The 10,061-nt window shown below is 72.8% G+C and carries 10 protein-coding genes; 8 read left to right on the top strand and 2 right to left on the bottom strand.

Annotation, left to right across the window (positions count from 1 at the left end; all coding sequences use genetic code 11):
- From lepB (VM324_11915) to dprA, 7 genes are all read left to right on the top strand, one after another.
- Nucleotides 1-675: signal peptidase I (lepB, locus tag VM324_11915; GenBank protein HVL99987.1), on the top strand; the 675-nt coding region annotated here is incomplete at its 5' end.
- 14 nt (nucleotides 676-689) lie between these two features.
- Nucleotides 690-1,049, top strand: a complete 360-nt coding sequence (gene rplS / locus VM324_11920) for a 50S ribosomal protein L19 (GenBank protein ID HVL99988.1) — start codon at nucleotides 690-692, stop codon at nucleotides 1,047-1,049.
- A gap of 40 nt (nucleotides 1,050-1,089) precedes the next feature.
- The gene (lepB, locus tag VM324_11925) at nucleotides 1,090-1,803 is read left to right on the top strand and encodes a signal peptidase I (protein HVL99989.1); all 714 of its coding nucleotides are present in this window, start codon (nucleotides 1,090-1,092) and stop codon (nucleotides 1,801-1,803) included.
- Nucleotides 1,800-2,123: a DUF2469 domain-containing protein gene (locus tag VM324_11930; protein ID HVL99990.1), complete on the top strand. Its 324-nt coding sequence runs from the start codon at nucleotides 1,800-1,802 to the stop codon at nucleotides 2,121-2,123. Before lepB (VM324_11925) ends, VM324_11930 begins: the two co-directional genes overlap by 4 nt.
- 196 nt (nucleotides 2,124-2,319) lie before the next feature.
- A complete protein-coding gene (locus VM324_11935; protein ID HVL99991.1) occupies nucleotides 2,320-2,706 on the top strand; it encodes a YraN family protein in 387 nt (128 codons plus the stop codon).
- Nucleotides 2,703-4,244 carry a YifB family Mg chelatase-like AAA ATPase gene (locus VM324_11940; protein HVL99992.1) on the top strand — a complete coding sequence of 514 codons (1,542 nt, stop codon included), beginning with the start codon at nucleotides 2,703-2,705 and terminating at the stop codon, nucleotides 4,242-4,244. Before VM324_11935 ends, VM324_11940 begins: the two co-directional genes overlap by 4 nt.
- 31 nt (nucleotides 4,245-4,275) lie before the next feature.
- Nucleotides 4,276-5,451: a DNA-processing protein DprA gene (gene dprA, locus VM324_11945; protein ID HVL99993.1), complete on the top strand. Its 1,176-nt coding sequence runs from the start codon at nucleotides 4,276-4,278 to the stop codon at nucleotides 5,449-5,451.
- A gap of 12 nt (nucleotides 5,452-5,463) precedes the next feature.
- Here dprA and VM324_11950 read toward each other — a convergent pair whose 3' ends face one another.
- Nucleotides 5,464-6,663 carry a helix-turn-helix domain-containing protein gene (locus VM324_11950; GenBank protein ID HVL99994.1) on the bottom strand — a complete coding sequence of 400 codons (1,200 nt, stop codon included), beginning with the start codon at nucleotides 6,661-6,663 and terminating at the stop codon, nucleotides 5,464-5,466.
- Nucleotides 6,664-6,795: 132 nt separating this feature from the next.
- On the opposite strand from VM324_11950, the gene VM324_11955 reads away from it, so the two are divergent.
- The gene (locus VM324_11955; protein ID HVL99995.1) at nucleotides 6,796-8,754 is read left to right on the top strand and encodes an aconitate hydratase; all 1,959 of its coding nucleotides are present in this window, start codon (nucleotides 6,796-6,798) and stop codon (nucleotides 8,752-8,754) included.
- A gap of 98 nt (nucleotides 8,755-8,852) precedes the next feature.
- On the opposite strand, the gene VM324_11960 is transcribed toward VM324_11955, so the two are convergent.
- On the bottom strand, nucleotides 8,853-10,061 hold a 1,209-nt coding region (locus tag VM324_11960), incomplete at its 5' end, for a nickel-dependent hydrogenase large subunit (protein HVL99996.1).

Consider the following 10,061-nt stretch of genomic DNA (forward strand, 5'->3'; position numbering starts at 1 on the left):
TCCCGGGCCCTCCGACGGGTCGCGGAGGTGCCGCTGCTCGTGGCCGCGGCACTCCTCGTGGCCTTCCTCATCAAGACGTTCCTCCTGCAGGCCTTCTTCATCCCCTCCGCGTCGATGGTCCCGGCGCTGCAGGTCGGCGACCGCATCCTCGTCGAGAAGGTGTCCTACCGCCTCCGGGAGCCCCAGCGGGGCGAGATGGTCGTCTTCCACCGGCCCGGGCGGCAGGCCGAACGGGGAGCGGCCGCGGCGGCGCGGGGGTTCTTCGAGGGGCTCGGGCTCCTGCGGCCCGGCGACGACACCGACCTCATCAAGCGGGTCGTCGGCCTGCCGGGGGAGACCGTCGAGGTCCGCAACGGCACGGTCGTCGTGGACGGCCACGCGCTGCGCGAGCCCTGGGTCGTCCCCGACGGCCGCAGCTTCGCGCCGGTGACCGTGCCCGACGGCGCCTACTACGTGCTCGGCGACAATCGCACCAACTCTGACGACAGCCGCTACACCCTCGGCACCTTGCCGCGCGAGGAGGTTGTCGGACGGGCCTTCGCGATCGTCTGGCCACCCGCCCACGCGAGCGTGTCGCTACGGACGGACTATGCTGGTGCCGACCCGCCGGCAGGAGCCGGTCGACCCGACTCCATCACCGCCCCGCCCGCGCTGCCGGGACCCGACGATCCCTGAAAGGCCCCGCCGTCATGAACCGCACCGACCTCGTCGACCTTGCCAGCCTGCGCGACGACGTCCCCGACTTCCGCCCAGGCGACACGGTGCGCGTCCACGTGAAGGTGACCGAGGGAAACCGCTCGCGCATCCAGGTGTTCGAAGGCCATGTCATCGCGCGCAAGGGCAGCGGGGTGAGCGAGACCTTCACCGTCCGCAAGATCAGCTTCAACGCGGTCGGCGTCGAGCGGACGTTCCCCGTGCACGCACCGGTCATCGACCACATCGAGGTCATCCGGCGGGGCAAGGTGCGCCGCGCGAAGCTCTACTACCTGCGGGACCGGGTGGGCAAGAAGGCCAAGATCCGGGAGCGGCGTGAACCGGCCGGCGCCTAGCACTCCGCCCGCGGGCCCCGAGGACGAGCCCGCACCCTTGATGGACACCGAGGCGGGCGCCCGGTCGGGAGCCGAGGAGGAGGCGCGGGAGAGGGGCCGCAGCTTCTTCGCCGAGCTGCCGGTGCTCATCCTCGTCGCGTTCGTCCTCGCGCTGCTGCTGAAGACCTTCCTCGTCCAGGCGTTCTACATCCCGTCGTCGTCCATGGAACCGACGCTCCACATCGACGACCGCGTCCTGGTCAACAAGCTCTCCTACCAGCTGCGGGAGCCGCGAAGGGGCGAGCTCGTCGTGTTCACCGAGCGGGTCGAGGGTGCCGATGGGCACCGCAGCGTCGGTGAGCGGGTCATGCACTTCCTCTCGTCGGGCCTCGGGGTCGCGCGCCCCGACGAGCGGGACTACATCAAGCGGATCATCGGCCTGCCGGGAGAGACGGTCGAGATGCGCAACGGCGTGGTGCGCATCAACGGCGAACCGCTGCCCGAGGCGACGACCGAGGACGGCGGGTACCTGTCGGCCCCCGACCACACCCCCTTCGGGCCCGTCGAGGTGCCCTCCGGGCACTACTTCATGATGGGCGACAACCGGCCGAACTCGGCCGACAGCCGCTCGAGCCTCGGGCCTATCGCGGGCGAGGACCTCGTCGGCCGCGCGTTCGTCGTCATCTGGCCGTTGCAGCGGGTCGACACCCTGCCGATCGCCGACTACGCCGAGGAACCCGAGCGCGGGCGCGCGACGGCTACTGTGGGCCCATGAGCGCCGAGGACCTCGAGCGGTACGAAGCCGAGATGGAGCTCAAGCTCTACCGCGAGTACCGCGACGTCGTGGGCATGTTCTCCTACATCGTGGAGACCGAACGCCGCTTCTACCTCACCAACGACGTCCAGCTGACCACGCACGGCGACGCGGACACCACCTGGTTCGAGATCGAGCTGACCGACGCGTGGGTCTGGGACATGTACCGGCCCGCCCGTTTCGTCCCATCCGTTCGCGTACTGACCTTCCACGACGTCAACGTCGAGGAGCTCGCCAAGGACAGCGGCGGCGACGCGCCGTTCGTGCCGGAGGACACCTAGCGGTGGGGTTCAACGCCACCCGCCGCTATCGCGACTCCAAGACGCGCGACATCGTGCTGCTCGTCGTGGCTGTCGTCGTCATCGCCGCCGCGATCGCCTGGGGGATGGGCGTCCTGTAGCGGCCGCGCCCGGCGTTGTCCACAGGCCGTTGAGACCGGCCGTCGAGGAGGCGGACGGCCGGGGCTAGCGTCGCGGCATGGGTTCCTCCCCGCGCACGGCCGGTATCGGGCGCATCGGCGAGCAGATCGCCGCGCGCCATCTCGAACGCGCCGGGCTCACCGTCGTCGAGCGCAACTGGCGGTGCGCCGACGGTGCGCTGCGCGGCGAGCTCGACATCGTGGCCGTCGACGGGCGCACCCTCGTCGTCTGCGAGGTCAAGGCGCGCCGCCGCGCGGACGCCGACGACGCGCTCGAAGCCGTCACGCCCCGCAAGCAGCGCCAGCTGCGGCTGCTGGCCACCGCCTACGCGGCCGGGCTGGCGTGGCGTCCGGCGGACCTGCGCATCGACGTCGTCGCCGTGTGGTGGCCGGTGACGGGTGGCGGGGCCGAGGTGCTCCACCTCCGTGGCGTCGGGGAGCCATGAGCACCGGACTGCACGGCCGGGCACGCAGCGTCGCCGTGGTCGGGCTCGACGCGGTCCCCGTCGCCATCGAGGCGCATGTAGGCGGCGGCTTGCCGGGGATGACGGTGATCGGCTCGTCGGGGCCGGCGGCCCGCGAAGCCGTCCACCGGGTGCGCACCGCCCTGTCGGCGGCGGGGCTGCTGCCGGGCGCGCGCAAGGTGCTCCTGTCGCTCGCCCCGGCCGATGTTCCGAAGGCCGGCGCGCGATTCGACCTCGGCATGGCGCTCGCGGTCCTCGCTGCGGTCGGCACCTTTCCCGAGACAGCGATCGAGGAGACGGCGGCCATCGGCGAGCTCGCGCTCGACGCGGCGGTGCGGACGGTCCCCGGCGTCCTGCCCGCCGTCGCCTCGCTGCCGGCCTCAGGCGTGCGCCGGGTGCTGCTCGCCGACGGCAACGCAGCCGAGGCGTCGCTCGTCGAGGGGCTTGCCGTCGTGCCGGTGTCCGACCTCGCCGAGGCGGTCGCGGTGGTCTGCGGGGAGCGTGCCGCCCGCCCGGTTCCGGAGCTGCCGCCGAAGGCTGCCGGGTGGGGCGCGCCCGACCTCGCCGACGTACGCGGTCAGGCCGAGGCGCGCCGGGCGCTCGAGATCGCCGCCGCCGGGGGCCATCATGTGCTCCTCGTGGGCCCGCCCGGTTGCGGCAAGTCGATGCTTGCCCGCCGGCTGCCGGGCATCCTGGCGCCGCTGTCCCACGCCCAGGCGATGGAGCTCGCCACGATCCGCTCCGTGGCCGGGCGCTTCGCCGGCCGCAGCGGTTGCGCGCTCGACACCGTGCCTCCGTTCCAATCGCCGCACCACGGCGTGTCCGCCCCCGCGCTCCTCGGTGGCGGCAGCGGCGTGGCCCTGCCCGGCCAGGTGTCGCTCGCGCACCGTGGCGTGCTCTTCCTCGACGAGCTGTTCGAGTGGTCACGCGCCGTCCTCGAGGGGCTTCGGGAGCCCCTGGAGGAGGGCGTCGTGCGCATCGCCCGCTCGAAGGCGACGGTCACCTACCCGGCGCGCTTCCAGCTCGTGTGCGCGGCCAACCCGTGCCCGTGCGGGGGCGGGGACGCGTGCGCGTGCGCCGACGAGGCGATCTGGGGGTACCGGGCGAAGCTGTCCGGCCCCCTTGCCGACCGGCTGGACCTCGCGCCGACGCTCGTCCCACTGACCGCCGACGACCTCCTCGCGGCCCATGACGGCGAGCCGAGCGCCGCGGTCGCCACCCGGGTCGCCGCAGCCCGCGCGGCCGCCACGCACCGCTGGGGCCAGGGCGCCCTGAACGCCGACATGCCGGCCGCGCGTGTGCGAGCCGTGACGCGGCCCGCGGCGCTCCGGTTCCTCGCCGGGGCCGTCGAGCGCGGTGAGCTGACCGGCCGCGGCTACGACCGGGTCCTGCGGGTCGCGCGGACCTGCGCGGACCTCGAAGGCGCGGACGTCGTCACCCGCGAGCACGTCCTCGAGGCGCACGCGCACCGTCTCGCCCTGCGCGCGGCGGGGCGCACGCCGGTGGGGGGGCGGGCATGACCCCCGGGCGGCGCGGTGTGCGGGTCCACCGGTGACCGCGCCAGGACAACCGAACACCGTGCCCGAGTGGGCACGCCGGCTGTCGGCCGGCGCCGACCCGGCGCTCGTCGCCCGCGTCGTGCGGCTCGCCGCCGCGGAGTGGGTACATCCCGAGCGCGTCCGACGGGCCCTCGCCGCCCGTCTCGACGCGGGCCGGTCCACCGCCGCCGCGCCGCTCATCGAGGCGCTGGAGGTGTGCGGCGCCGGGCCGCTGCCGTCCGCGGCTGCGGCGGAACGACTGGCCTGCCGGCTGCTGCGGCTTGGCACCAAGATCGCCGTGGTCGGCGAGCCCGGGTACCCGGCGCGCCTGTCGACCGCCTGGCCGGAGCTCGGTGCGCCGCTGTGGCTGTTCGTGCGCAGCGCCGACGGGCGCGTGCCGCACGGGACGGCGGCGGTCGCCGTCGTCGGCACCCGCCATCCCACCCTCGAGGGGCTGCGCACCGCCCGTGACCTCGGCCGGCTCCTCGCGGGGCGCGGGGTCGTCGTCGTCTCCGGCATGGCCCGCGGCATCGACCAGGCGGCGCACACCGGCGCGCTCGACGCCGACGGGGCGACGGTCGGGGTCCTCGGCACCGGTCTCGACGTCGCCTACCCCGCGGGACACGCGGGGCTGCGCGACGCCGTCGCCGCCTCCGGAGGTCTCGTGAGCGAGTACCCGCCGGGGACGCCTCCTCGACCGCCGAACTTCCTCTGGCGCAACCGGATCGTCGCCGGGCTGGCGGACGCGACCGTCGTCGTGGAGGGGCGCGCCCGCAGCGGTGCGCTGCAGACCGCGCGGGTCGCCGCCGCGCAGGGACGCGAGGTGCTCGCCGTGCCGGGGTCGCTCTACCAGCCGGCGAGCCGCGCGCCGCTCGACCTCATCCGCGACGGCGCCCGGGCGCTCACCCGCCTCGACGACGTCTTCGAGGTGCTCGGCGCCCTGCCGCCACCCGCCCCGCCGCGAGGCACGCAGACGCCATTCCCGGGCGTCGACGGGGTGGCGGGCGAGGTGCTGCGGCTGCTCGGCGCCGCGCCTGCCACGCCCGACCGCCTCGCGGCGGCGAGCGGACACGCCGTCGGTGCGGTGCTCGCCGCGCTCGCCGACCTCACCGCCCGCGGCCTGGCCGCCACGACCCCGCGGGGAGTCGTCGCCGTCGGCGTCCCGCCCGAAGGCGCTGGCGACGGGTGAACCCGACGCCGGTCACCCCAGCAGTGCCCACACCGCCCGCGCGGGGACGTCGGCGGGGTTGGCCCAGGCGCGCACCGGGTCGTTCACGAGGATCGCGTCGCCCTGCTGCAACGTCTCCTCGCTCTGACCGATCGACAGCTGGAGAACGCCGTCCACGACCACCCCGAACTCCCGGCGCTTGGTGGAGAAGAACGGACGGTTCCCGGACGCGCCCGGCTCGCAGAGCAGCAGGTGCACGGTGAAGTCGGCGGACTGGACCACCGTCTCCGCCGTCACGCCCGGCTGGATCTCCTCCGCGGAGTGGCTGCTGCGGGGGAACACGCGGTGGGTGGAACGTTGAGCCTCGAGGTCGCCGAGCGGGACGCCGAGCGCCTCCCAGACCCGCATGAGGACGTCGCCGGAGATGCCGTGGTGGCCACGCTCGGTCTGCGACAGCGCGCTCGGGCTGACCCCCACCCGCCGGGCGAGCTCCGCCTGCGACAACCCCGCGGCGATGCGCTGCCGCCGGATGAGCCGACCGACCCGTTGACGGTTCACGGGTGACCGGTCCACGACCTGCACGCCGTCGGGCTCGACGACGAAGGCTATCCGCCCCTCGAGGAGGTCCTCCGAGCGGCCGTGGGCCTTGCGCAGCTCCATCCACCACCGCTCGCCGTCCCGCCCGAGGTCGATGACGACCTGGGTGATCTGGGCGAGCTTGGCGAGGAACGCGGGAGTGTGCGCGCTGCGCTCCAGCGTCCAGTACGCGATCGTGCGCTCCTCGTAGAGCTTCGGGCACATCCAGAGGAACAGCGACAGCGCCCCCTCGGTGCTCCAGCGCCGCTGCATGGCGGTGAGCCCGTCGAACACGTACGTAGCGCCCGCGCCGAGTTCCTGGGTGACGCGGTAGAGCACCTCCCGGACGGCGGCCGGGGTCGCGTCCCTGATGTGCTGCACCCCCACGTCGTTCCGGGGCGGCTCCGCCGCGACGCCGGTACCCGTGCAGTCCACGACGAGCAGCGCCGACCCGAACCGGTGGTGGATCTCCTCCGGGGGCAGGCGGAAGCTCACGTAGACGACGGGCCCGCGCTCCGGGTCGAGCTCGAGAACGCCGGCCAGCACGAAGTGCGCATCCACCTCCGCGTCGGCCTGAAGCACGACGTTGTCGCCTGCGCGCAGGCCGCCCGTGAGCTCCTCGAGGATCTGCTTGACGCTCGCTGGCGTAGCGGTCACGACGCGCCTTCCCTGCTGGACAGCCGGCCGGGAGTATCCCCCGAGCAGGCTCCGCGGGGAAGTCGCTGCTTCCCCGCCCCGAAGGCCGGGTAGGCCGCAGGGGATGACCCGCCGCCAACGAAGGACCGACTGATGGGCGCAAACGTCGCGCAGAAGCTGCTCGCTTCGCACCTCGTCTCGGGGGATCCCACGCCGGGTCGGGAGATCGGCGTGGCGATCGACCAGACGCTCACCCAGGACGCGACGGGGACGCTCGTCATGCTCGAGCTGGAGGCGATGCAGCTCGACGTCGTGCGCACCGAGGCCAGCGCCCAGTACGTCGACCACAACCTGCTGCAGACCGACGAGCGCAACCCCGACGATCACCTGTTCCTACGCAGCGCCTGCCGGCGGTTCGGCGTCTGGTACTCCCCGCCGGGCAACGGCGTCAGCCACGCGGTGCACATGCAGCGCCTCGGCGTCCCTGGCAAGACCATGGTCGGCTCCGACAGTCACACCCCCGCCGCCGGGTCGCTCGGGATGCTCGCCATCGGCGTGGGTGGCCTCGAGGTCGCGATGGCCATGGCCGGACGACCGCTCTACCTCACCATGCCGGAGATCTGGGGCGTCGAGCTCACCGGCCGTCTGCCCGACTGGGTGAGCGCGAAGGACGTCATCCTCGAGCTGCTGCGCCGCCACGACGTGAAGGGCGGGGTCGGGCGCATCATCGAGTACCACGGTCCGGGGCTGTCCGACCTCGACGCCATGGACCGCCACGTCATCGCGAACATGGGCGCCGAGCTCGGCGCGACCACGACGGTCTTCCCCGCCGACGGCGCGGTGCGCACGTTCATGGAGCGCGAGGGGCGCGGCGACCAGTTCGTCGAGCTACTCGCTGACGACGACGCCACCTACGACCTGCAGGAGCAGATCGACCTGTCGTCCCTCGAGCCGCTCATCGCCAAGCCGTCGAGCCCCGGCAACGTCGTGCCCGTGCGCGAGGTGGCCGGCACCGAGATCTACCAGGCCTACGTCGGCTCTTCGGCGAACCCGGGGCTGCGCGACCTCGCGATGGCGGCGATGCTCGCCAGCGGGCGACGCACCGCCGATGGCGTGTCGTTCGACATCAACCCCGCCAGCCGGCAGGACCTCGAGAACCTCACGAACATGGGCCTGCTGATGCCGCTGCTGCACTCCGGGGCCCGCCTGCACCAGGCCGGCTGCAACGGCTGCATCGGCATGGGCCAGGCGCCCGCCACCGGCCGGCCGAGCCTGCGCACCACGCCGCGCAACTTCCCCGGCCGCTCGGGCACGCGCGAGGACATGGTGTACCTGTGCTCGCCGGAGACGGCGACGGCGTCCGCGCTGCGGGGGGTCATCACCGATCCGCGCGACCTCGAAGGCGACGGCATGGTCTACCCGTCCTTCGCCTACCCCGACGACTACCGCATCAACGAGCAGATGCTCACCCCGCCGCTGCCCGCCGGCGCCGCGGTCAAAGAGGAGCTCGTCAAGGGGCCCAACATCTCCTCGCTGCCCGACTTCGACCCGCTGCCCGACGACCTGGAGGCGCCGGTGCTGCTGAAGACCGGCGACAACGTGTCCACCGACGACATCATGCCCGCCGGCCAGCGGGTCCTGCCCTTCCGGTCGAACATCCCGGCCATCGCCGAGTTCGTCTACTACCAGTACGACGAGACCTACGTGCGCCGGGCGAAGGGGGCCGCGGCCACCGGTCACGTCATCGTCGGCGGCGAGAACTACGGGCAGGGCTCGTCACGCGAGCACGCCGCGATCGCGCCGCGCTACCTCGGCCTGCGCGCCGTCGTCGCGAAGAGCTTCGCCCGCATCCACTGGCAGAACCTCGCCAACTTCGGGATCCTCGCCGCCGAGTTCGCCGACCCGGAGGACTACGACCGGGTGAGCCAGGGCGACGTGCTCGTCCTGCGCGGGGTCCGCGCCGCGCTCGTCGAGCGCGGTCAGCTCGCCGTCGAGAACCGCACCCGGGGGGAGACCTACGCGCTGCGCCACCGCCTGTCGCCCCGCCAGGTCGAGATGGTCGAGACCGGCGGGCTCATCCCGCTGTTCAGGCGCACGCTCGCCGCCACGTGAGGTGGCGGCGAAGGGAGGGGTGGTACCGCCGCCTCCCACGGGAACCTTCGGGAGCCCCACTCGCGGAGGCCGTGGGAGGCGGCGGACCTGCCGGGCGCCTACTCGAGGGTGCAGGAGCAGGAGTTGACCTCTCTGCTGATCACACCCCGCCCGGTGTCGATGTGGGTCGTGCACGGCATGCACGGGTCGAAGCTGCGGATCGTGCGGAGGATGTCGATGCCCTTGAGGTTGTCGTCGCTGTTGGCCTCGAGCAGCGGCGTGCCGATCGCGCCCTGCTCGTAGGGACCGGGCTGACCCCACGGGTCGCGGGGCGCGGCGTTCAACGTCGAGGGCGTGTTGATCTGGTAGTTGACGATGCGACCCTTGTCGATGGTCATGTGGTGGGACAGCCAGCCCCGGCCGGCCTCCCACAGCCCCACACCGCGGCGCTCGTCCTTCGGCACGGTGAACTTCGTGTAGGCCTTCGTCTCCCCACGGCGCCAGTAGTCGTAGGCCTGCAGCAGCACGGTCAGCGCGTTCGCGGCCTGCCAGGCGACCGAGAAGGAGCGGGCCCGCGTGCGCTCGAAGGCGTTGAGGCGGTCGGGCACCTTCCAGAACAGCTCCATCTCCGGCAGCTCACCCTTGGGCAGCAGCATCCGCAGGCCGTCACCGGTCGACTGCACGAAGTCGCTGGGTGGAGCCTTCTGCGCGAGTGCGGTGACCCACATGCGCCCGTAGACGCCGGTCTCCACGACCTGACGGTCCCAACGCGGCGCGGTGTCCCAGGTGTACTTCTCCTTGAAGTCACGGGCGCCCGGCTTCGGGATCGTGATCTTGTTCCAGGCGTGGTAGGGCGACACCGGGTTGCCGTTGGGGTCGTTGGCGTAGCGCTGCCCGCCTCCGCTCCACTCCTCGTAGAAGGAGTGCTGCACGAACTCCTCCATACCGGTGTCGATCTGCGTGAGGTTCGTCGTGACGAGCTTGCCGTCGATGATCACGCCGGGCGTGGACCTGCGGAGGCTGCCCCACCGGTCGATGTTCGCGTACGTCGCGTCGTACGCCTCGGGGTCGTCCCACGCACCGGGCTGGATGATGTTGATCGGGCGCTGCCCGACCTCGGCGTAGCGCGGGTTGCACTCGAGGAAGAAGTCGAGGACGTCGTTCCACCAGCCCTGGACGCGCTTGGCGTAGTCGATGAACTTGATCAGGCGCGAGTTGAACTCGTTGAACGTCGAGGTCGTGATGGTCGTGGTCACCCCGCCCGGCACGAGCGTGGAGGGGTGGGGGAACTTGCCGTAGAACAGGTTGACCATCTCCCGGCCGAGCCG

The sequence above is a fragment of the Egibacteraceae bacterium genome (assembly GCA_035540635.1).
Lineage (GTDB): Bacteria > Actinomycetota > Nitriliruptoria > Euzebyales > Egibacteraceae > DATLGH01.

Excerpts from the sequence above, each read along its gene's own strand:
- VM324_11935 (HVL99991.1), top strand. The coding sequence starts at position 2,320 with ATGGGTTCCTCCCCGCGCACGGCCGGTATCGGGCGCATCGGCGAGCAG.
- VM324_11955 (HVL99995.1), top strand. The coding sequence starts at position 6,796 with ATGGGCGCAAACGTCGCGCAGAAGCTGCTCGCTTCGCACCTCGTCTCG.
- VM324_11940 (HVL99992.1), top strand. The coding sequence starts at position 2,703 with ATGAGCACCGGACTGCACGGCCGGGCACGCAGCGTCGCCGTGGTCGGG.
- lepB (HVL99989.1), top strand. The coding sequence starts at position 1,090 with ATGGACACCGAGGCGGGCGCCCGGTCGGGAGCCGAGGAGGAGGCGCGG.
- VM324_11930 (HVL99990.1), top strand. The coding sequence starts at position 1,800 with ATGAGCGCCGAGGACCTCGAGCGGTACGAAGCCGAGATGGAGCTCAAG.
- rplS (HVL99988.1), top strand. The coding sequence starts at position 690 with ATGAACCGCACCGACCTCGTCGACCTTGCCAGCCTGCGCGACGACGTC.